This is a genomic window from Priestia sp. 3CA3, assembly GCF_056836725.1.
On record NZ_JBXENJ010000003.1, the window covers coordinates 41,826 to 64,673 of the forward strand.

Here is a 22,848-nt window from a genome sequence, read left to right on the forward strand (position 1 = left end):
AGCCTCTTTGGAGGCTTTTTTTACGTTTGATAGAGGATATAATTATTTTTCCCTTCTCTTTTTCCTTGATATAACGCATCATCTGCATTTTTTAATAATGAAGCAGCCGATTCCCCGTCTTCTGGATAGATAGAGACGCCGATGGTAGTTGTGGTGCGCAAACAATAGCCCCGTACATTCCAGCTTTGCTGAAGAGATACGTGAATTCGCCTAGCAATTTGTTCAATTTCTCGTCGGTTTGTTACGTTTAAAATAATGATAAACTCGTCTCCGCCCAAACGATAAATACGATCGCCTTTCCTCACACAGCTCTTTAATCTCTTCGTGTATGCTTTTAGAAATTCGTCGCCTATATGATGGCCATATTCATCGTTAATCTGCTTAAAATTATCACAGTCAAGAAACAAAAGCGCAAAAAACTCATCGCTTTTTTGCTGCCCTTTTTCAATTACTTTGTTTAACTCTTTTAATAACATCGCCCGGTTGGGAAGACCTGTTAAACTATCGTGAGTGGCTTCAAAATGAAGTTTATTTTCTAGCGCTTTTTGTTCAGTAATATCATTATGAATGGATACATAATGAGTAATATTTCCGTCTATATCTTTTAACGGCACAATTGTTTTCGATACCCAGTATGACTGATGATGCTTCGTCCCCATTTCAAGCTGTCCTCGCCATACTTTTCCGCTTTTTATTGTTTCAAGCAGCTCATGATGATCATGATTAAGCCCTGCATCTCGATAATACTTCCCTACTAAATCTTCTTTTTCGTAACCTGAATACTGTACATACATATCATTTACATAGGTAATAGTTCCACTTGCATTTATAATCATAACGCTAGCTGATTCATCAAGTGCATATTTTATATTTTCAAGTTCTTTCAGCGTATAAGCCAGCTGTTCTTCTGCTTCTTTTTGAGGCGTAATATCGTGTAAGATTGCATAGGCGCCAACCGTTTGATTATTTACTTTAACAGGAATCGTTGTAATATACACATGTTGTATAGAATGTTGGCTTCTTCGGAATGTTATCTCTGTACTATAACTAATTTCTTCATATACATTCCAACGTTTGTAATTACAGGCTCCCAGTCTTTTAGCAATGTCTCGGTAATTTTGGTGCAGCACATCGCTTGCAGAAAGCTGCAGCGTTTCTAAGAATGCGCTGTTAATATTTAAAATCGTGCCGTCCAAATTCAGCATACAAACTGCGTGGTGGTGGTTTGTAAATAGCGATTTGTACCACTGTTTGCTTTTTATGAGCTCTAATTCTAACCTTTTAATAGCTGTGATATCTCGGTAAATCACTGAATAGGCGACCAGTTGATTTTGATGGTCATAAATCGGTGAACAGCTGACAGATACACACACGCTTTCGCCGCTTTTTTTGTACCTGACTGTTTCATAAGGAGACAGCGTCTTACCATTTTTTAATTCTGCTATTAATTTAAGGTTTTCTTGTTCCTCTTTCTTTGACACGATGTTCATCTCTTGACGGCTTTTTCCTATAGCTTCTTCTTTTCTCCACTGAAATAGCTTTTCAAATGCTCCATTGACTGTTAAGACCTTCTCATCACAATCAGCAATTAGAATGGCGTCTACCGTGTTTTCTAGAAACGCATCGAGTAAACGCGTGCTCTCTTCCTGTGTTTTTTTATAATGAATTTCTTGAGCCATGACAAGGACATGTGAAGGGTTTGTCGCTTGATTAAAAAGAGGAGTAAAAGTTACTTCATATGCATGCCGGTCGGGCTGAAAAAGCTGTATGTGTTGATATTGAATCGGTTCTTTCGTGGCAATGGCTTTTTCACAAAGTGTGTAAAAAAGCAGATTTTCTTCTTTGTTGATTATCTCGTCTTCCATTTTGTCAAAGAATTGCTGAGCTGCTTTGTTACATTCTTTATAATACAGCTGATGTTTTTCTTGCTGAATTAAAATAACAGGCTGCGGCATATTCATAAAATAAAATTGGAATACCCCTTCACTATACATACTAAATATCCTCCATCTGCCTTTGGAATTTCACTAAACGTCTTGTTTTGATATGCCATTCACTCATTCTCCCAAACCAACACGTCTTCTTTATCTCTTAAAATATTTTAACAATCGTACAAAATCACATAATTTTATAAAAATTCAAGGCATCTATGTTTCATATAGATCTAATTACTCAATTTTATATCACGATAAATTATCTATTGAGTGAAGTGTAGAGTTTAAGAATTCAGCAGCCTTTCTCGTCTGAATAAACTGCGGTACTTATTATAAGTTAAGTAGGAAGAGATCGACTGCGGCATGCCCAGCAAATAGCCTTGAGCAGCATGTAGGTTTAACGAAATCGCTGCGGCTAAATCTTTATCTCGTTCAACGCCTTCTAAAATGAGATTCGTATGCGGATAATAGTTAACAAGCAAATCAATCAGATCTTTCTTTTGCTTGCAGTCGGCTAGCCCTTCCGCATAGCTTCGGTCCAGCTTCATATAGTGAGGTTCGTACATGCTCACTTGTCTCATCGCTGCAGCCCCTGCTCCAAAATCATCAATCGCGATTTTGAAACCAGCCTCTTTCAAACTCATTACTCGGGCAAAAAGAGCAGGCGATTCCCATAAAATCTTTTCATGAAGCGTTTCATTTAACTCCCATACAACGCGATGCTTCGCATTTTTATAGGTGTTCAACAGATACGTTAAAAACAGCTGAAAATGCGGATGGAGAAGAGTAGATGGAAACACATTGATAAATACATCCTGTGATTTCAACACATCAAACGGAAAGTGTTTGATCGCTCCTTCAATTGCCATCGTATCAAGCTTGTACAAATAATTATGGCGTCTTGCCAGTGAAAACAACTCTTCAATCTGCCCTTTTGCGAAAGCCGTGCGCAGCAAAGCCTCAAAACCCAGCGTCTCCCACGAATCTAGCGCATAAATAGGCTGATATACAAACTGAAAGTCTTTATACGTCAGTTCCTTTAAAACATGAGCATCCATTCTTTCGTTTAATCACCTTTCGTTTTCAATATACTATTTCTTCCATAACCTAAACTTATAAAAATATATCCTAAAAACAGATAATTGTCCATTAAAAGTAAGATATTCCATTAGGCGATTTAGTATTTTGGGACTTGCTGGAGGCTTATGATAGCAACAAAGAAGTGTTTTAGAGGCTTTTATGCTTTTGATAGATAGGCTGTAAAGGATGTTTCAAACAAGAGATTGAGACATAAGCAGCTCAGCACCATCTAAAGATGAGCAAATTAAATAAAGGGACTAGTATAGATTGCTTGTGACACCGCGGTTGATTTCCGTGCATGGCTTCGCTTTCCCTCCAATCAACCGCTAGAAGCATCTAATCATGTGAAATTTACGTTTACCATATACTTAGCGCAATAACCTCTTATCGTTAGTTTGTAATCATAGACAAATTGCTCATGTTGATAAATAGATGCTAGTTGGAAAATCAACGATAATAGCCTATATACAGCATTACCAAAAAACATTATACCTACAGCTAATATACTAATAGCTAAAGCAAATCCTATAACTTTCTTCATTTAACTTGTTACCTCTTCTTCTCTATAAATTCTCTACTATTTATCCTCGTTAAAATGAATAGTCTTTAGCATTTTTAAAAACCATTCTTGCTTTTTTTCTTCATCACCGCTTTTATATTTATCGCTACTATCGAAGGAAATCTGTACTATTTTATTAGAATGCTTATCTGCTACATATGCCAAGTATGTATTAGGAATATGTTTCTTCTTATCTACTATTACACGCTTTTCTGTTCCTTTGAAATAAATATAAGCTGATTGATAGTAAATCCTCGTCTGTGAATTTTCAATCTTATTAGTAACACTTAATCCAAATCTTCTTTTAAATAAAGCCTCAACGTGAATACTCTCATCTGCAGGATTACTGGTTAAAAACTCAGTTTTTATATAATTCGCTTGTGTTTTACCTTCAACTTCTTCATTGTAGACAGCCCACCAGCTCTCGTAAGAATCATTATTGATAGCATAATCCTCTCTCTTTTTATGTAAAACTTGATACTCTTCTGGAAACCACATCGTATACTGACCTGTCTTTGACTTAAACTCATAAAAACCATCGTCCACTTTTTTATCTTTGTTCAAGAACTTACGTGTAAAGTGGTCATCAAAAGCTGGGGCGTTTGGGTAGCTGCTTTCGTTTATCAGCCATATGGCTCCTATTAAAATAGCGGCTCCTGCAATAACTGCAATAATGGTCTTGGTACGTTTTTTCATTGTTACACACTCCCTTCATTGCTTGAAATAAACCACATTTAATATAATTTTGAATATTTTTATTTAAATCTATTGCTATGTATGCTACATACTGCTTACTTATCTATTTGTAGTTATTAAACATATAAAAATTGCTCAAATCATTGTCTGAGCAATAGCAGTACTTTTTATATTCATTCACTTTCATCCCTATAATCCACTGTACTCAAGCAGAGTTATTTCATTTTTTATATCGTTACTTAATAAAGGTTTTCACTCACGACTTTTACCCTCGCTAAAATTAATACTTTTTAATATTGTCAAAAACCATAACTTCCTTTTTTCTTGGCTAGTTTCTGTACCTTCACCTATACTGTCGTATGAGAATTCTATAACCTTATTAGAATTTTTATCTGCTACATAAGCTGTATAGGTATTAGGCAAATAGACTTTACTGTTATGTACTACATGCCTTTCAGTTCCCTTGAAATATGCATAAGCGTAGTCATAATATATGCGAGTACGTGAAGTTTCTATTTCTTTAAAATTACTATCCTTTAATTGCTCCTCAAATAATCCCTTCACATAAATTGGCTCAGATTTCTTATCATTCTTTAAAAATTCAGCTTTTATATAGTATATTGACTTGTTTTTTCCAGCGATTTTCCTATATGAAGCAGACCAATTTTCATATGATTTTCCATTTACAGAGTAATACTCTGAAGCATCATGCAGCATTTGATACTCCTCTGGAAACCACATCGTATACTGACCTGTCTTTGACTTAAACTCATAAAACCCGTCGTCCACTTTTTTATCTTTGTTCAAGAACTTACGTGTAAAGTGGTCATCAAAAGCTTGAACGTTGGGGTAGCGGCTTTCGTTTATTAGCCATATGGCTCCTAGTAAAATAGCTGTTCCTGCAATAACTGCAGTAATGAGTTTTATACGCTTTTTCATCGTTATACCCTCCCTTCATTCTTTTGAAATAAACGGGACTTATTATAAATTGGATAGTATATATTTTTTTGATTCGCTCTTATTCCACAAAAAAAGATTTTAATTTCTAGTATCTTTAAAATCATTAAATTGAACACTTTTTAAGATTTTCATAATCCTCTTATCTTGCTCTCTTCCTTGCCTCTCATTTAATTCTGCTTTTACGTTATCAAAATAAAATTTAATAACTGAATTAGAATGTTTATCCGCTATATAGGCTACATATTCATTAGGTACGTAGCCCTCTTTTTCTCTATTTACTTGCTTATGAGTACCTTTAAAATAAGTATAGGCCTTATCATAATAAATACTTACATTTCTAGTTTCTATTTTATAAGGTTTATTTGAATTAAATTGCTCTTGAAACAGTCTTTCAACGTAAATAGATTCATTTTTTTTTATTTTGTTTGAAAATTCAACTGTCATATATTCTAATTCATTGCTATTAGATACAGCTCTATAACGCTCATATAACTTTCCTTCTTTAACATACTGCTGTTCATTTTCATGCAACAGCTGGTACTCCTCGGGAAACCACATCGTATACTGCCCGGTCTTCGACTTAAACTCATAAAACCCGCCGTCCACTTTTTTATCTTTATTCAAGAACTTACGCGTAAAATGGTCATCAAAAGCTGGGGCGTTGGGGTAGCGTTCTTCGTTTATCAGCCATATTCCACCTATTAGAATAGATGACCCTACGATTGCTGCAATAATAGTCTTTTTACGTTTTTTCATCATTCCACACATCCTTTATTGCCCTTGCTCGTACAAACTTTAAAATTAAGAAATTTTCTTCAGCTATTGTTTAAAACAGAATGAGTAGACCTTGTTTTTATTCTGTTTTAAAGGTAATACTCTTTAATATCTTTATAATCCATTCCTCACGTTCTTCTGCTAATTTTTCAGAAAGGTGTTCTGTACTATCAAAATAAAATTTGATTACCCGCTCAGAGTTTTTATCCGCAATATAGCCTGCATATGTACTTGGCGTACGTTTATTAAAATCCGTAATTACTCTTTTATCTGTGCCTTTAAAATAGATATACGCGCTATCGTAATAAATTCTTGTTGTATCTGTCTGTAATTTTTGAGGATTATTAATATGAAAACGTTTTTTAAATAAGCCCTCTACATATATCTTTTCTTTATTAGGTTTTTTCTCAGACAGCTCAATATTAATATATCCTTTATATCCATCGCGGCTATTATTAGAGGCTTTCAAAAATTCATAATATGTATCATCTTTAACATAATCCGAAGCATCCTTATGTATGGTTTGATACTCTTCTGGAAACCACATCGTATACTGTCCTGTCTTTGACTCAAACTCATAAAACCCGTCGTCCACTTTTTTATCTTTGTTCAAGAACTTACGGGTGAAGTGATCATTAAAAGCAGGGACATTTGGATAGCGGCTTTCGTTTATTAGCCATATGGCTCCTGTTAAAATAACCGTTCCTGCAATAGTTGCAATAATAGTCTTCGTACGTTTCTTCATCCTCTGACATCTCCGTTGTTTTCTGGTCTAAAATGAATACTTTTTAACATTTTTAAAAATTGCTTATTTGTTTTGTCACCTTCATTTTTTGATAAGTTATTACCTATAGAGTCATAAGATATTTCAATTGTCTTATTTGAATGTTCATCAACTACGTAGGCAACATATGTATTGGGTATGTAACTACTTTTATCCTCAATTACTTTCTCCTCCGTACCCTTGAAGTAAGTATAGGCATTATCATAGTAGATTTTTTTATCTTTCGTTTCTATTACCTTTGGTTTATTGACGTGAAATCTTCTTTTAAAAGTAGACTCTACAAACACAGCTTCATCTTTGGTACTCCGCTCAAAAAATTTCAAGTTCAGTTGACTAATCAGATTCTCCCCTTTGTATTTTTTAGTCGATAAGGCTCTCCAATCTTCATAATTTTGTCCGTTCTTTGAATAGCCTTGACCATCGTTATTCGCTATTACAAATTCTTCTGGAAACCACATCGTATACTGGCCTGTCTTTGACTCAAACTCATAAAACCCGTCGTCCACTTTTTTATCTTTGTTCAAGAACTTACGCGTGAAGTGATCATCAAAAGCTGTAACGTTGGGATAGCGTGTTTCGTTTATCAGCCATATTGTTCCTACTAAAATAGCGACTCCTACAATTACTCCAATAACAGTCTTCATGCGATTCTTCATAGTCGCCCATCCTTTTGTATTGTTTAGAACAAACTTCACTTTGCATATATTGAATAGTTTAGAATTGTTATATCTGTTCTTATTTCTTCGACATACCTTTTTTAAAAGTTATTGAGACTCACAAATCTCTCTGACTTCTTTTTCTTTATCAAATAAGCCTTTGTATTCAAGTTGAGCTATTTTCTTGATTAAAACGAATACTATTTAATATTTCTACAAACCACTCTCTTTTCTCAAGCCCCTTATTAGTTTGATGATTTAAACTGTCATCAAACCATAATTCAATTACCTTATTAGAATACTTATCTGCTACGTATCCTATGTATGTATTTGGAGCATATTTATTCTTATCATAGATGACATGTTCTTCTGTTCCTTTAAAATAAAGATAAGCTGCATCAAAATATATACGGGTATTAGCTGTTTCCCACTTTTCAGGATCATTTGTGCCAAACTCACCTTTAAATAGACTCTCTACATAAATAGATTCATCATCAGCATTACTCTCTGATAGTTCGACTTGTAAATAATTTAGTTGATCTCCTTTTTTATGCTTCTTGACTGATGAAGCTTTCCACCTTTCGTAAAAATCGTCACTTTTAACATATTGTTGTTCATTTTCATGTAACAACTGATACTCCTCCGGAAACCACATCGTATACTGTCCTGTCCTTGATTTAAACTCATAAAACCCATCGTCTACTTTTTTATCTTTATTCAAAAACTCACGAGTGAAATGATCTTTAAAAGCTGGAACATTTGGGTAGCGGCTTTCATTTATGATCCATATTCCGCCTATTAAAATAGTTGCCCCTGTAATTACGACGATAATAGTCTTTGTATGCTGTTTCATAGCTGCACACCCTTCTTCATTATTTGAAACAAACTTCTTTTCCTATTTATTAAATAGTTTTTACCGAATACTATTACCCGAAATTGCTTCGTGATGTATAGCTAACTTAACCGTAAAATTGAACACTTCTTAAGATTTTCATTAACCATTTTCTCTGTTTCTCTTCCTCAAATTGTTTATCTTTAAATCCGCTCGTTTCAAAAGAAAATTCAATTACTTTGTTAGAAGCTTTATCTATAATATATGCATAAAGGCTATTGGGTTTTTGCTTAATATCTTCTACTACTTGATTCTTTTCATTTATCTCAAAATGAGCACTTGAAAAATAAATTTCGGTTTTACCTGTTTTAATAAGCTTTGGCTGTTCAGAAATTAAATGATCTTTAAAAAAGCTTTCAAGATAATCTTGGTGATTTCTCTTGTTATCTTTAGCCATCCTGACATATATAGCTCCTCTATACGCCTTGGTTTCACTTGAGGGAACAGCTTCCCATTGTTCAAAATCTTTATTATCTTTAGCGTAATCACCATTTTCACTCAGTAATGTATACTCCTCCGGAAACCACATCGTATACTGCCCTGTCTTCGACTTAAACTCATAAAACCCGCTGGCCACTTTTTTATCTTTGTTTAAGAATTCACGCGTAAAGTGATTATCAAAAGCAGGGACGTTTGGGTAGCTGCTTTCGTTTATCAGCCATATTGCTCCTATTAAAATAGCAACTCCTGTAATGATTGCGGAAAGGGTCTTCGTACGTTTTTTCATTGTCCTACACTCCCTCTATTACTCTTTTGAAATAAATAGGACTTAATTTAAATTGTTCAACATATAAAAATCCCTCAGACCACTGTCTGAGGAATAGCAGTATCCCCTATGTTAATTCACTTTCATCCATTGATTCTTTATATCGAAGTTCGTACTCTCTCTTATGCATATCTTTAACAGAATGCATAAAACTCATAATATGCTGAAATGCTCCAGTATCATACTGCTGAGCCCTTAGCGTATATCCCCGCTCAGCTGCTTCTAATTTACTTTTAACCGCATCCGCAAACTCACCCGTTTGGTTTTCTAAATAGCTTTTAGCATGCCAAAGCTTTTCATTTACTTCTTGATCCTTTTTGATTAACTCTTTAATCCTTTTTGCCTGCTCGTCTTTGAAGTCATCACCATCAAATTCAAACGTGTATTTACCGCTCGTTGTTCCTGTGTGTGTAAAATCAAAATCAAACAATTAAATCCCCCCTACTACTTCTTTCATGCTTTTAATATCTGAAGCTACCGATTCGTCTGCTTCCATCATCTTCTCGAAATTTCGGAAGAACGCTTCAAGAAACTTTTGATAGTATGTAACTTCCTCTTGAATAGAAGAAATAATCTCTTCAACAGGGGTAAATACACTATCGTCTAGCGGGTCAAACGTTTTGTCAAACGTCACTTTTTCAGCCACACGCTTTTGTCCAAACCATGCGAGGGTAGCGCCGTCTTTATCTGCCTTTTCCATAAATGACTGGGGAGAAGCTTCTTCTCTGGATATTTTCATTTTTAACTTTTTCTTCTTAGCTTCGAAGACTTCGTTAATTTCACTATGTAAATACTGCTTTAGCGTATTTAAGTTTGCTTCTTTATCTTTAATGGCATTAGCACAGTAATAAACAAACTTCTTCATTTGTTCATAATCTAGTAAGATTTCTTCCTGAGATCCTGAATCAAAAACCTGATAATACGTCTTCATAACATTAGCTTCTGTGTATTTGACAACGTAATTAATTCCGTGCAGTTTTGCTTGATCTCTTTGAGATATTCCTTTAATCCCTTGCACTAAAACTCCAGGACTTTTTATCGCCTGTTTCGTCAAGAAAAATGCGCCTTCTGTTCCTAGTACAATCCCCGGAAGATGCTTAAGCGGCTTTTCCTTCACATCATCAACATATGATGGAATATTGAGAAGAACACTGTTGTCTACATGAGCATTTACTAAAGATAACCCTCCAATTATATTGGATACTCCAGAGTTATATCTCATTTCGTCGTGCTTTAAAAATAAGTTCCATTTGGCTAACCTTTTCAGAGGATATTCTCCAATATTAATCATTTCTTCTGTATTCATATTTCCAAGCATGGTTACTTTATTACCTGCATACCAACTGCCAGGGAAAGATTGCGCATGCATAGGTTCACCTTTTACCCAGGTATGACTTATGGTAGCTTTCTGCTTTTTGTAGTAGGTGTTGGCTAATTCTGTTAACTTCTTAGAGGATATCCCCTCATTTTTTCCTGTTTTCACTTGTACATAATTTTCAAAGTCACTGTCAAGCTCTTTTAGTTGCTCCAGATTTACTGGAGCATCATTGAGTCCCCTTGTATTCACAAAGTTTTTAGTTATCAAACTTAGTGTAACTATAAGGTGTCCTCCTAAAGAATGACCATCTCCATATCTTTTAATTTTCACGGATGAATCTGTAAAGTTTTTTTCAACTTCCTCATACATAGCCATTGCATCTTCTATTTGACTGTTTTGTTTACCTGCTCCTACTCCTAAAGCATCATAAACAACATCACCAAAGTCTTTAGATGGTTCTGTTCCTCTAAAGACATAATACACTTCATTAATTTTTTGCTTTTCATCATGAAAGTGAATGGCAGCACCATCGAACCCTGATTTCCCTCCAATTCCCATATCAGAACTGTCATAGATAGTAAATTCAGGGATTTCCTTTCCTGTGCGTTCTTTGTATATATTCTTAATCTCTTTTTCTTTTCCAGACAAACCTTTATATTCAAGTTGGGTTATCCTATTTCTTAAACTATCATCTAATAAAGGTTTTTTACTCATTACCAGTTTCCTCATTAAAATGAATATTTTTCAAAATTTTTATAAACCATTCTTCGTTTTCAGACTCATAGCTATTTAAATTCTTACCAATACTATCAAAAGAAAGTTGAATAACTTTTTTAGAGTTTTTATCAGCTACATATGCTACGTATGTATTAGGAACATGTTTCTTTTTATCATTGATTACATATTTCTCATTCCCTTTAAAATAGATATAAGCGGATTGATAGTAGATTCGAGCTTCATCTGTTTCTATTTTTTCAGGTTTACTAACATTGAAGCGCCTTTTCAATAAAGTCTCTACACTAAATTCTTCATTTTCTTGTTTTCTCGCCTCCGAAAATGTAACTTGTATATCATTTACTTGGTTTTTCCCTTTATGTTTTTCAATAGAAGACGCTCTCCATCTTTCATAAAAATCTCCATCTCTTACATACTGTTGCTCATTTTCATGCAACAACTGATACTCCTCCGGAAACCACATCGTATACTGCCCGGTCTTCGACTTAAATTCATAAAACCCGTCATCCACTTTTTTATCTTTGTTTAAGAATTCACGCGTAAAGTGATCATCAAAAGCAGGAACGTTTGGGTATCGGCTTTCGTTTATCATCCATATTCCTCCTATTAAAATAGCAGCTCCTGCAATGACTGCAATAATGGTCTTCGTACGTTTTTTCATTGTCGCACACCCTTTTAGTTATGTTATAACCTATGTTTTATACATGTTCGATACTATCATACTTATAATGGGAGAGTCATAAGCAGAACGAATCAAAGAACCATAATTAGGAAGTGGTTATTTTTTACTATCACTTACCCTTTCTTTTAAATAAATAATCGTTTCTTGTTTTATTATTGTTACCTTTATTAATGATTTCTCTCAATAAAGAAAACCCCACTTTAAAAAAAGTGAGGTTGATTACATAATATAAGCCATTTACTGAATGTTTCGCTCTCCTTGTGCCAGCACATCAATTTCAGCGTCAATCTTCACGCTGTGGGTTTTCCCATCAAGTCCAAGGATGACAATTTCGTACTGCTTGTTAGCAAGAACAATCGATTCGATAATACCTTTATGCTGTCTTAACGCGTATGCTTTTGCACGGCTTTTGGTTAAAGGAATCGTTTTTTCTTTCAAAACATTGCCGGTTTCGGCGTTAATTTTTACTTTGTGCTCTTCTCCGTTTAACGTAAGGATGTTTACTGTATAAATAGGAAGAGTGAGTATTTTACTCAGCGATATGGATTTGACAATGCCTTTATATTCTTTTAATGCGAGAAGCTTTGCTTGTTCTTTCAACAAAAGAGATCGTTTTTCAGAAATCATTTGACGCCATCCTTTCTAGTTTATAAAACGGACTGCTGTTTCAATTTCTTAACGTACCATACCCTATGTATACGTCTACTAACTAGTATAGCGGGCTTGTCTTAAATTTCTCTTAATATTACATGAAAGATAGCTGAAGAAAGCTGTTATTCACTGAAAAAACTAGACCTGATTAGATCTAGCTTCTTATTGGTGAATATAAATTCTACATCTTTTTCGTTTCGAATCGTTCTACGGCTCTTATTTGTTTGATTGACGGGGATTTGTGTACGCACATGCCTAAATGAACTTTTTGAAGCAAATAGGGATCAATGTAAAAACCATTTTGAAAGATGTTTTCTTTTTCCTGTTCGTCATGAAATTTGGAGCATCTTACACAGTAATACATATCATAACCTCCTTGCGGGCTATTTTATAAACGGGGATAGTTGTGAATGGTATATTTACCTACATCATATGGAAAAGAACAAAAGTCGTGCTTGTTTAGGGAAAATGTCCGAAAAGAAGAAGGCTTGTTCGTGGGCTAAAACACTGGATTTTAAAAATGATTATTTAGAACATAAATCAGTTTAATCCTAATAAAAAAGCCTCTTTTAAAGAAAAAAGAGGCACTTTTTATTAATTTGTTACTTTTGCGCTGTTTTGATGCCAGTTCCAAGCTGATGCGATAATTTTTTCTAATGAAATTTGCGCTTTCCAACCTAATTCTGCGTGAATTTTATCAGAAGATGCGACTAAGCGTGCCGGATCTCCAGCGCGGCGGTCTGCCATTACGACATTCGCTTTTTTACCCGTTACTTTTTCGCACGTTTCGATCACTTCTTTTACAGAGTAGCCAAGGCCGTTTCCAAGGTTGTACGTTGCTGTTTTCTTCGTACCGTCTAACAGTGCCTGAAGCGCTGAAATGTGAGCATTTGCTAGGTCCGTTACGTGAATGTAGTCACGAATGCACGTTCCGTCTTCAGTATCGTAGTCTGAGCCGAATACAGAAATGTTTTCACGTTCACCGAGCAGGTGCTGAAGAATGATTGGAATTAAGTGCGTTTCAGGATCATGGCACTCGCCAATTTCTGCTGTTTCGTAAGCACCCGCTGCGTTGAAGTAACGAAGCACAACATATTCCATGTCGTAAGCACTTGCAAAGTCAGCTAAAATCTGTTCGATCATTAACTTTGAACGTCCGTACGGATTGATTGGGTTTGTTGCCGTATCTTCTGTAATGATATCTACAGAAGGAATCCCATATGTAGCAGCAGTAGATGAAAAAATAAACTTTTTCACATTGTGCTTCATCATCGTTTGTAAAAGGGTTAACGTCGCAGCTACGTTGTTTTGATAATATTTAAGAGGATCTGTTACTGACTCCCCTACTAAACTATTAGCAGCAAAATGCATGACAGCATCAATTTTATGATTTGTGAATACGCTTTCTAAATCTTTCTCATTACCTAGATTTCCTTCTACGAATACCGCTTTCTCATCGATTGCCCAGCGATGACCCGTTGATAGATTATCAAGTACCACAACTTCATTTGTTTTCACTAATTCTTTTACTAGGTGGCTTCCGATATAGCCTGCTCCTCCGATGACTAAAATCATACTGTCAGTCAGCTCCTTTTTATTAAGTGTCGCTACAGATATCGTACCCGTTTCTTTTCCATTTGTAAATATTTCATTTTTCAGTATCCTGCAGCGATACGTTTATATTTTTTATTAGTATAGACAATCAATATGAACTCATTATGAAGAAAAGGGAAGGAAATTTTTATTGCTCTTTTTCACAGAGAATTAGATAATATACCAGGAACTAATTTACTTATTAAAGGAATGAAAGTTTAATGAGCAAACACCATTCATGGCTAGATGCGCTAAAAGGATTATGTATTCTTACAGTAGTGGCAGGGCATTCTGGCAGCCCTTTTTTTCATCATTATTTCTTTTGGTTTCACATGCCTCTCTTTTTTATGATTAGCGGCTATCTGTTTCACCCACGTTCTAGAATACAAGAAGTACGAGAATGGATTTTGAAAAAATGGATGCGTTTACTTATCCCTTATTTTTCATTTGGCCTGTTAATAGCAGCCCTTATCTTTGTTCAAACATTTAACGTTCGGGAAGTGTTACTAAACATCTACCATTTATGTATTGGCGGGAGAACTCTCGGATACTATTACGGTGTTTTTTGGTTTGTCACTTGTTTATTCTTAACTCACCTTGTTTTTGCCTATGCATCTCTACTGATTAAAAGAAAAAGGTCAATGGTTCTTTTCTTAGCTCTATGCTATTTCATCGCTCATATTTATGTCAGCTTTCCATTTCTTCAGCAAAAAAACATTATATGGAGCGCCAATTCTGTTTTGCTATCCATTTGTTATTACGCAATTGGATACTACAGCAGACAAGCTTTTTCGTTTATTGAGAGAAAAAGCACCGTAATCGTGAGCAGCTTAATCATTTTATTGATTGTAGTTTTAGAAAAGCTCAACGTTCTTTCTTATACATTAGATATTAAAGCAAACGTTTATACATGGCTGCTTGATTTGATTATTCCTCTTTGCGCGGCAAGCATTCTTGTATATATAAGCAAAAAAATGAGCTTAACAAAGTGGAGTAAGCCTTTTGAATACGTGGGGAAATCCTCGTTTACCATTATGTTTTTGCACGTACCGGTTACTATTTTAATAGAAAAATACACCGGCATATCTACCGTCTTTTTATACATAGTAATGGGAACATTGATTCCTTTAATATGTCATGTATTGTTGAAACAATTTCTTCTTACAAACGCATTATTTTTAGGTGCGTTTCCTATTCCGAAAAAGGACAGTGGACAAACACTTCCAGTTTCGAAATAAACAGTCATGTAACCCCTGTTCTTTACAGGGGTTATTTACTAGATTTGCTGAGGCACTTTCTTCATGTCTTTCACTTTATTTTTTAATGGAAGCATGCCTTCAATATGACATTCAATACAGTCCCCGTCTTCAATAACAGCGGGTCCCGGCGTTCCGGTTAAGATGATATCGCCCGGGTGCAGCGTCATGACTTTTGAGAAAAATGAAACACAGTATGCGATGTCGTAAATCATATTAGACACGGTATTTTCATGCTGCATGTCTCCATTTAGCAATGTGCGCACTTGAAGTGATTTCACGTTTGATATACTTTCTTTTGTAACAAATTCTGAGCCTATACTGCAAAAGGTATCAAAGCTTTTCGCTCGCATTAAGTAGCGATGATTCGCCGCATGAATATCAGCTGCGGTTACGTCGATTGCTGACGTATAACCAGCAATTACGTTTATGGCTTCATCTGGCTCTATATCCTTACACGTTTCGCCGATTACCACCGCTAGCTCCGCTTCAGCCGTTGTTTTGTAGGACTGCTTTGGAATACGAATGCTGTCTTCTGGTCCAATAATGGCGGTTGCGGGTTTTAAAAAACTAACTGGATCAATGGCACGGTCGTAGTCTTTTAGTTTTTCTTCAGAAGCGGCATAATTAAACCCAATGCCTAATAATTTCGACGGATTACTAATGATAGGAGCTGTTTTTCTGCCCTGCAAGTGCAGTGCGGGAAAAGAGCTGTTCATACCAAATTTATTATGGGCGTACCATGTTTCAAGGTGGCGAAGTTCTTTATATTGAATTAGAGCCCAAATTGTTGTAGACCAGTTTGTTAAATATTTGGTATTAATATCTTCTATAAGCAGAATGCTGTCATTGTCTAAAATGGCTGCTTGTTCTTTCCCTTGCTCTATTATATTTACTAACTTCATGATACGCTCCTTACCGATGCTTGAATGATACGATCGCTGTTTTCTTTTACCCAATTTAATAATTTTTCATCTTGGTTGTATCCTGCAATAAAAGATAAGCCGATTGGCAAACCGTCTAGTTCTCCTGCAGGTATCGTAATTTGGGGAAGGCCGCTTAGGCCGGCAATACACGTCATTTGAAGCGTTCGCAATCTTCTGTTTTCTAACTCCGGTCCTTTTGCATCTTTTACAGGCGCGGGTCCTGGAGCTGTAGGAAGTACTAATATTCCTTCTTCTCCAAGCTGTGAGTACATAAAATAGCGAAGTTCACAACGCTTTTCTTCTATATAATTCATATTTAATAATGTAAGAGTGCTAGCCCATTGAAAGCGGCTTCCGATGTCTTCTCCAAAGGTTGGATTTTCTTTTTGAATCCACTCTCCGTGCGTTTGCCAGATTTCTTTTCCTTGCAGCAAACGGAAAGTTTCCATATATGTAGAAAAACCCTGAGGAGCAATCGCTATCTCTTCTATAGTAGAAAAAGACTCCATTACGTGGTTAATAGAAGGCGCAAGAGCTCGCATGCTTGGTTCATCCACAAGTTCCATTGCATCTGTTGGTACATACAGCCGTGTAAATCCACTAGCACGCGACGTTGAATTCAATAAAACCGCTCCTACTTTTTGCAAAGTGTGGCCGTCTCTAGCCATTACACCAACTGTATCGAAGCTTGGAGCCAGTGGAATTAGACCGTTTGTAGAAATGCGTCCGTGAGAAGGACGATACCCGAAAATACCGCAGTAGCTTGACGGAATTCGAACCGATCCTCCCGTATCTGTTCCAATCGCAAAATCAGTTATTCCCGCAGCGACAGCAACCGCTGATCCGCTCGAAGAACCTCCCGGAATTCGATCTGGGCTTTTTGGGTTTACCGGTGTTCCGTAATGCGCGTTTTCTCCATTTAATCCGTACATAAGCTCGTCAGTATGCGTAACTCCCTTTAGCGCAGCTCCTTCTTTTAAAAGAGCAGCTACTACGTCTGCATGTTCACTTGCAGGCTGATGCGTGGAGAGCCAATCCGGATTTCCCGCACTTGATATATGTCCTTGTACATCAAATACGTCTTTTAACGCAAAACTCAAGTTATTTAACATTCCCGTTCCCGTTGGAGGTACGTAAAGGTCACTGTCTACAAATGCGTTCCACGTATCTTTCATTCAACCATCTCCTCATTTCTTATATCTGTTTAGAATATAAAATTTGGAATAAGCTGGTCAATGAATGTGTCAGGTCTGTTAACATTAATATTATGCAAATCTTCCAGCTTCTCTTTTCCTAGAGAAACTAGCCGTTTTATTTCCCTTTTAGCACGTTTGCGAGTAAAGTAGAAACATATCATTTTACGAAAAGGACTATCGCGATGGAACAATCTACTACGCTTTTCTTATTTATTTTATTAGCTTTTGTGCTAACAAGAGGCATTCCATTTATAGGTTCATTTGCTCCTAGCATTAATCAGCTGCTTCGGCATGTTGGACGTTATTTTTCAAATTTAAATACGATGTTTCATGAAGATGGCCACGCGCTAATGGGGCTTATTGTCGGAAAAGGCGTCAATCGCATTGAGCTTTATACCAATAATGAAGGCGTAGCTGTGACTGCCACCTACGCGGGATCCCGTGGATGGCTGCCGCGCGTTATTATTGCTTTAGCCGGCTACCCGTTCAGCTCAGCAATGGCTTATTTGTTTTTCTACCTACTCGTTCACCACCACTACGACTGGCTTTTTTACGGGTTAGGAGGTGTGGTTGTTATTAATTTACTGCTTTAGGTACGTAACGGATACGGAATTGTGTGGCTTTTTTCTATCGGTTTGATCCTCGGAGGTATTTATTATTTACAAGACCCACAGCTTATGCGCTACAGCATGATGTTTGTTGGTGCGCTGTTACTTGTAGAATCTCTATTTTCTGCCTTTATTATTTTTGTGTTAAGCATCAAATACCCAAACGATGCGGGTGACGCTACGAGTTTAAAGCAGCTTACCCATCTTTCAGCACGCTTTTGGGGTTTTTTATTTTTCGCACAGGCCGTGTATGTGGCTTATCTGATTTTCCAGCTGATTTATTAAGGACAAAATTCTATGATTCCCCTAAGAAAACTTTGGGATTTTTATAATTTAAAGGAATAATTTACTTTTATACGCTAATAGTGGTTTACGAATTCCCTGAATGAGGTATATATTGGGTACTATGAAGTCGTAAAGAGGTGTGGGATACTTGTCATTATTTTTAAAGTGGAAACAAAAGAAGCAGGAAAAAGAAGCAGAGCGTGTTCTTGAGGAGTCAATCTCAAAAAGAAAAGACTACTGGAACACAATTGGACATGTAGACGGAGACGTATTAACTCATTTGTTAAATCCCATGTTTTTTGGCGGGCCTGCTTGGCCATCTGGACGTCAAACATTTATTCGCGTCCAAAAAACAGAGACGGTTATTTTAGCAAGCGACGGCTTGTCCGATCCGTTTCAATCCCCCGAAGAAAAGAGCCAAAAGCAAGGAAAAGGTTTAGAATTCTATATCGAATGCGATGATGAATCTCTTCGCGGACCTTTATCGGATATTCAGGATCACTGGGCATTTGACCTTCTTTATCAAATGAGTCAAAATGCTGCCGCTCACCCTAATATGCTAGAACTATTCATGAAACATGATGTTCTTTCAATTGAATTTACGGATTTGGACGTACCGCCTCATTTTGTAAATAAAAATGGAGATATTGGTGTATTGCTAGGAGTTCAGTCTCCTTCTGTTTCAGCTAGCCTCTCTTTACCTTACGAATCTATTAAACTGATTAGCATGAAGCTTCTTACACCAAACGAATTAGAGTATGTACGCGAACAAGGAGCGCAAGGACGCAGGCAGCTTGCTGAAACATTTCAACTGTCAAAAAGTTATCACATTACCATGACTAAAAGAGAATCTCTTATTTAAAAGAGATTCTTTTTTTATTTCTGCTATTGAAATAGAGCCGTGTAGAATATACTCCTTATTTACATGTAACTCAAGTTCACATACTTTTTTAAAGCTGCTTTTCATATGAGCGTACTATTTTTGATTCGTGGTATATTTTGCTATAGTAAAAAAGAAGATATAAAAAAGGAGATGGACGTTAGACATGGCAGAAAAAGTACAGATTGGAAAATCCGAATTATATGTTAATCCTATTGGACTTGGAACAAACGCTGTAGGAGGACATAACTTATATCCTAACCTAAACGAAGAAGTCGGCAAGGACCTTGTTCATAAGGCGCTAGATAATGGCATAACCCTCCTTGATACAGCGTTCATTTATGGTCCAAAACGTTCTGAAGAACTAATTGGTGAAGTGCTAAAAGAACGTGGAAATCGTGAAGAAGCGGTTATCGCCACAAAAGGAGCACATAAAATTGTTGGAGATGAGGTACTGCTAGACAACTCTCCTGCGTTTTTAAAACAGTCAGTTGAAGATAGCTTAAAACGCCTTCAAACAGATTATATCGATTTGTATTATATTCATTTCCCAGACAAAAACACACCAAAAGACGAAGCAGTTGGTGCGTTAAAAGAATTAAAAGACGAAGGTAAGATCCGTTCTATTGGCGTATCAAACTTCTCGTTAGATCAGTTAAAAGAAGCAAATAAAGATGGTTATGTAGACGTGGTGCAAGGCCAATATAACTTAATTCAGCGAGAAGCAGAAAACGATATTTTACCTTACACGGCTGCAAACCGCATTTCATTTATTCCATACTTCCCGCTAGCTGCTGGTTTACTTGCTGGGAAATACGATAAAAACACAAAGTTTAATGACCTGCGCGAAGATATGCCTCATTTTATCGGCGAAGCATTTCAGCAAAACCTAGAAAAAGTAGAGCGTCTTCGTCAAATCTCTAGCGCAAAAGGCGTAGAAGTAGCTCATCTTGTTCTGGCTTGGTACTTAACGCGCGATTCAATTGATGTATTAATTCCAGGAGCAAAACGCGCTGATCAAGTACTTGATAACTTAAAAACATTAGATGTTCAGCTCACTTCTTCTGAAATTAAAGACATTGATCATATTTTTAAATAATACAAAAAGAGCTTTGCCATAGGTAAAGCTCTTTTTTCTATACAATTCCGCTGACTAATAGAACAAAAGCTGTAAAGAAGAATCCCATCTGTACAAAGCTTGTTACGTACTCTTTCGTTTCTTGTTTGTATTTCCATTCATCTATACTTTTTAACAAAATATTCACGACTAAAAATAGGAAAGATACGATATAAGGCTCTACAAACATAAAGATCATATCAAGTAACAGACAAAGAACAAAAGCTATCGTCACATATTTATCCCATCGGCCTAAAGCTAGACTTTCATACTCATATTTTCCCCAAAATTTGCTGCGAGGGATATCAAGGACTTTTCTTAAAATAAAGTCTGCTAAGACCGCTGCTGCTACAAGTATTATTAATATATACATTGCCATCCCCCCTTCCTTTTTATGGTATCATTTCAACTCGTTTCTGTTAAGGTCTCAGCTACAAAGTGCTTAAACTGCTTTGTTTCTTCCGTTTCACCTTTTGTTACGATATACGTATGTGAAGAAGGCCGGATAATTTTTTGCTGTGAAATGACGCTTAACGTTTGATTTTCAACTTCCTTTTTCACCATAGAAAATGGCAAATAAGATACGCCTAAACCTTCTTCAATAAAGCGCTTTGTAATTTCTACTTGCGTCACAGGAAGCAGCTGAATGTGAGGATAACAAGCCTTGATTTGAAGGAGTAAATCTTCCCAATAAACAGGATGATTATTCGTAAGCAGCCGGTAGGAAGATAACAGCTCCTGTTCCGTACGTGCCTCTGCAGAAAACGGGGCAACTAAGACTGCTTTTTCTTTATGAATTAACTCATAAAAAACGTCTGCCTGACCCGGAAGCATCCTTGTTAATCCAATATCTGACCTTCTGTCGCTGATGTCTTTTCCCACTTGAAACGAATTTGTGATATTAACCGTTACTTCAATATGGGGATATCTCTCTACAAATTGTTTGATGAGGCTTGGTAAAACAGATGCTGCTATTTGAGGAGCAGCGGATATAGTCAGTTTTCGGTTATATCCTTGCTTCCATAACTTAAAATTTCCTACTCCTTCTTCATATGCCCTCACCATTTTTTGAGCATGAGGCAAAAAAAAGCGTCCTGCCTCAGTCAGCGTGATGTATTTACCTTTTTTTTCAAAAAGCTCAGCACCTAACTCTTGCTGCAGTCGCTGAATATGCTTTGATACAGCAGGCTGTGTTAAAAATAAATCTTCAGACGCTTGCCTGAAATTTTCATAAGAAGCCGCTATGATGAATGTTTTTAACCATTTGATCTCCATTTTCTTCTCTCCATCTCTTTCTATTCATAACAAACTGGAATCAATACTGCTTATTTTTGTTTATTTTCTTTTCTACCAAACTTCTATACGATATATGTATCTCAATATTACCAAATAAAGGAGCTGTAAAAATGAAAAATAACGTTAAAGAAAAATTCAATGCTCATGCTTCTCAGTATGATGAGCAGCGCCGCAAACTTATTCCTTGTTTTTTTGATTTTTATTCCATTCCCGTTTCTCTTCTTCACTTTTCAAATAAGCCGCTTCGCGTACTTGATATCGGAGCAGGTACAGGATTGTTTTCTTCTTTTGTCAAAGAAAAATACCCAGGTGCTCATTTCACGTTGATTGACGTGTCAGATCAAATGCTTGAAAAAGCCAAGGAGCGCTTTAAAAACGAACAGCACATGGAATTTATTGTATCAGATATAACAAGCTACGAATTTGAGTACTCATTCGACATTGTGATTTCTTCACTTGCTATTCATCATTTAGAAGACGAACAAAAGCAAAAGCTGTATGGTCAAATTCATAATTTGCTGCATACAGGAGGAATCTTTATTAATGCCGATCAAGTATTAGGCCATTCTTCCATTATTGAAGAGTTATATAAAAAAGACTGGAGTGAAAGAATTGCCGCAAGCGGATTAACGCATGAGCAAATTAAGGCTGCTCATGAACGTACGAAGTTAGATAAAATGGCAACTTTACATGATCAGTTAAATTGGCTAACAGCAAGCGGGTTCAGCACAGTGGATTGCATTTATAAATTTTTTAATTTTGTTGTAATGTATGCTCAAAAATAACGCTTTAAAAACTACTTGTCTCTTTGCAAGTAGTTTTTTTACTCTGTTCCTCCCTATATTCGAATAAGAATATTTATCTATTTCCGCAAAACTACGCATACTTCTTTTCCAGTTTCGTATATCTAATAATAGCTTCGTTCTCCTGAACTTTTGAATTTTTTGTACATAAAACCCATATAAAGTATTTTTATACTATTTTATGTCTTTTTATGGTATAAAAAATACAACTATGTTACAATATGATTACAAAACAATCTGTATAACGCTTTCATTTCTTTACACGAAAATGAAGAACTGGAAAGGATGTGCTGCTTATGTAAATATAAATCCGCTAGATTAGTAAACTTATATTCTTAAAGTTGTACAAATCATCAAGAAAAACTTAGTTATTCTTATTATTATAAATTCCCGCTAGTAAA

General features: G+C 36.0%; 23 protein-coding genes and 1 pseudogene. 5 read left to right on the forward strand and 19 right to left on the reverse strand.

Annotated features, from left to right (window positions below):
* Window positions 1-20: 20 nt before the first annotated feature.
* The 15 genes from AC1VNJ_RS09635 to galE all read right to left on the reverse strand — a co-directional run bounded on the left by AC1VNJ_RS09635 (window position 21) and on the right by galE (window position 14,062).
* Window positions 21-1,994, reverse strand: a complete 1,974-nt coding sequence (locus AC1VNJ_RS09635; RefSeq protein ID WP_482640726.1) for a sensor domain-containing protein — start codon at window positions 1,992-1,994, stop codon at window positions 21-23.
* A 224-nt stretch (window positions 1,995-2,218) separates the two neighbouring features.
* Window positions 2,219-2,992 carry an EAL domain-containing protein gene (locus AC1VNJ_RS09640; RefSeq protein ID WP_482640727.1) on the reverse strand — a complete coding sequence of 258 codons (774 nt, stop codon included), beginning with the start codon at window positions 2,990-2,992 and terminating at the stop codon, window positions 2,219-2,221.
* Between the two features lie 599 nt (window positions 2,993-3,591).
* A complete protein-coding gene (locus AC1VNJ_RS09645; protein WP_482640728.1) occupies window positions 3,592-4,269 on the reverse strand; it encodes a hypothetical protein in 678 nt (225 codons plus the stop codon).
* A 252-nt stretch (window positions 4,270-4,521) separates the two neighbouring features.
* Complete coding sequence (locus AC1VNJ_RS09650; protein ID WP_482640729.1) at window positions 4,522-5,208, reverse strand: hypothetical protein; 687 nt, start codon at window positions 5,206-5,208, stop codon at window positions 4,522-4,524.
* A gap of 99 nt (window positions 5,209-5,307) precedes the next feature.
* The gene (locus AC1VNJ_RS09655; protein WP_482640730.1) at window positions 5,308-5,985 is read right to left on the reverse strand and encodes a hypothetical protein; all 678 of its coding nucleotides are present in this window, start codon (window positions 5,983-5,985) and stop codon (window positions 5,308-5,310) included.
* Window positions 5,986-6,082: 97 nt separating this feature from the next.
* The gene (locus AC1VNJ_RS09660) at window positions 6,083-6,748 is read right to left on the reverse strand and encodes a hypothetical protein (protein ID WP_482640731.1); all 666 of its coding nucleotides are present in this window, start codon (window positions 6,746-6,748) and stop codon (window positions 6,083-6,085) included.
* Window positions 6,745-7,443, reverse strand: a complete 699-nt coding sequence (locus AC1VNJ_RS09665; protein ID WP_482640732.1) for a hypothetical protein — start codon at window positions 7,441-7,443, stop codon at window positions 6,745-6,747. Before AC1VNJ_RS09665 ends, AC1VNJ_RS09660 begins: the two co-directional genes overlap by 4 nt.
* Window positions 7,444-7,609: 166 nt before the next feature.
* A complete protein-coding gene (locus AC1VNJ_RS09670) occupies window positions 7,610-8,296 on the reverse strand; it encodes a hypothetical protein (RefSeq protein WP_482640733.1) in 687 nt (228 codons plus the stop codon).
* Window positions 8,297-8,402: 106 nt separating this feature from the next.
* Window positions 8,403-9,062: a hypothetical protein gene (locus AC1VNJ_RS09675; protein WP_482640734.1), complete on the reverse strand. Its 660-nt coding sequence runs from the start codon at window positions 9,060-9,062 to the stop codon at window positions 8,403-8,405.
* A gap of 106 nt (window positions 9,063-9,168) precedes the next feature.
* Entirely contained in the window at window positions 9,169-9,531 is a 363-nt protein-coding gene (locus AC1VNJ_RS09680) for a hypothetical protein (RefSeq protein WP_028412274.1), read from the reverse strand.
* Complete coding sequence (locus AC1VNJ_RS09685) at window positions 9,532-11,133, reverse strand: DUF6792 domain-containing protein (protein ID WP_482640735.1); 1,602 nt, start codon at window positions 11,131-11,133, stop codon at window positions 9,532-9,534.
* Complete coding sequence (locus AC1VNJ_RS09690; RefSeq protein WP_421544618.1) at window positions 11,126-11,815, reverse strand: hypothetical protein; 690 nt, start codon at window positions 11,813-11,815, stop codon at window positions 11,126-11,128. The genes AC1VNJ_RS09685 and AC1VNJ_RS09690 overlap by 8 nt, the downstream gene beginning before the upstream one ends.
* 258 nt (window positions 11,816-12,073) lie before the next feature.
* A complete protein-coding gene (locus AC1VNJ_RS09695) occupies window positions 12,074-12,463 on the reverse strand; it encodes a PepSY domain-containing protein (protein ID WP_482640736.1) in 390 nt (129 codons plus the stop codon).
* 205 nt (window positions 12,464-12,668) lie between these two features.
* Window positions 12,669-12,851 carry a DUF3973 domain-containing protein gene (locus AC1VNJ_RS09700; protein WP_028412270.1) on the reverse strand — a complete coding sequence of 61 codons (183 nt, stop codon included), beginning with the start codon at window positions 12,849-12,851 and terminating at the stop codon, window positions 12,669-12,671.
* 230 nt (window positions 12,852-13,081) lie between these two features.
* Complete coding sequence (gene galE / locus AC1VNJ_RS09705) at window positions 13,082-14,062, reverse strand: UDP-glucose 4-epimerase GalE (RefSeq protein WP_013055746.1); 981 nt, start codon at window positions 14,060-14,062, stop codon at window positions 13,082-13,084.
* Window positions 14,063-14,301: 239 nt separating this feature from the next.
* Between galE and AC1VNJ_RS09710 the strand changes: the two genes are divergently transcribed.
* A complete protein-coding gene (locus AC1VNJ_RS09710) occupies window positions 14,302-15,318 on the forward strand; it encodes an acyltransferase family protein (RefSeq protein WP_328158066.1) in 1,017 nt (338 codons plus the stop codon).
* Window positions 15,319-15,356: 38 nt separating this feature from the next.
* Here the strand turns inward: AC1VNJ_RS09710 and AC1VNJ_RS09715 are convergent, their stop codons facing one another.
* Both AC1VNJ_RS09715 and AC1VNJ_RS09720 read right to left on the reverse strand, forming a co-directional pair.
* Window positions 15,357-16,241 carry a fumarylacetoacetate hydrolase family protein gene (locus tag AC1VNJ_RS09715; protein WP_482640737.1) on the reverse strand — a complete coding sequence of 295 codons (885 nt, stop codon included), beginning with the start codon at window positions 16,239-16,241 and terminating at the stop codon, window positions 15,357-15,359.
* Window positions 16,238-17,437 carry an amidase gene (locus tag AC1VNJ_RS09720; RefSeq protein WP_482640738.1) on the reverse strand — a complete coding sequence of 400 codons (1,200 nt, stop codon included), beginning with the start codon at window positions 17,435-17,437 and terminating at the stop codon, window positions 16,238-16,240. The genes AC1VNJ_RS09715 and AC1VNJ_RS09720 overlap by 4 nt, the downstream gene beginning before the upstream one ends.
* A 203-nt stretch (window positions 17,438-17,640) precedes the next feature.
* Here AC1VNJ_RS09720 and AC1VNJ_RS09725 point away from each other — a divergent pair.
* The 3 genes and pseudogenes from AC1VNJ_RS09725 to AC1VNJ_RS09735 all read left to right on the forward strand — a co-directional run bounded on the left by AC1VNJ_RS09725 (window position 17,641) and on the right by AC1VNJ_RS09735 (window position 20,330).
* Window positions 17,641-18,351: pseudogene (locus AC1VNJ_RS09725) on the forward strand (M50 family metallopeptidase).
* 139 nt (window positions 18,352-18,490) lie between these two features.
* Window positions 18,491-19,213, forward strand: coding sequence for a suppressor of fused domain protein (locus AC1VNJ_RS09730; RefSeq protein WP_482640739.1), 723 nt, complete (start codon window positions 18,491-18,493; stop codon window positions 19,211-19,213).
* Window positions 19,214-19,397: 184 nt separating this feature from the next.
* Window positions 19,398-20,330 carry an aldo/keto reductase gene (locus AC1VNJ_RS09735; RefSeq protein WP_482640740.1) on the forward strand — a complete coding sequence of 311 codons (933 nt, stop codon included), beginning with the start codon at window positions 19,398-19,400 and terminating at the stop codon, window positions 20,328-20,330.
* Window positions 20,331-20,367: 37 nt separating this feature from the next.
* Here the strand turns inward: AC1VNJ_RS09735 and AC1VNJ_RS09740 are convergent, their stop codons facing one another.
* Complete coding sequence (locus tag AC1VNJ_RS09740; protein ID WP_063248229.1) at window positions 20,368-20,721, reverse strand: DUF4181 domain-containing protein; 354 nt, start codon at window positions 20,719-20,721, stop codon at window positions 20,368-20,370.
* Window positions 20,722-20,753: 32 nt separating this feature from the next.
* Window positions 20,754-21,623, reverse strand: coding sequence for a LysR family transcriptional regulator (locus tag AC1VNJ_RS09745; RefSeq protein ID WP_034269863.1), 870 nt, complete (start codon window positions 21,621-21,623; stop codon window positions 20,754-20,756).
* A 131-nt stretch (window positions 21,624-21,754) separates the two neighbouring features.
* On the opposite strand from AC1VNJ_RS09745, the gene AC1VNJ_RS09750 reads away from it, so the two are divergent.
* On the forward strand, window positions 21,755-22,429 hold the full coding sequence (locus AC1VNJ_RS09750; RefSeq protein ID WP_328241140.1) for a class I SAM-dependent methyltransferase: 675 nt from the start codon (window positions 21,755-21,757) through the stop codon (window positions 22,427-22,429).
* Window positions 22,430-22,848: the final 419 nt, after the last annotated feature.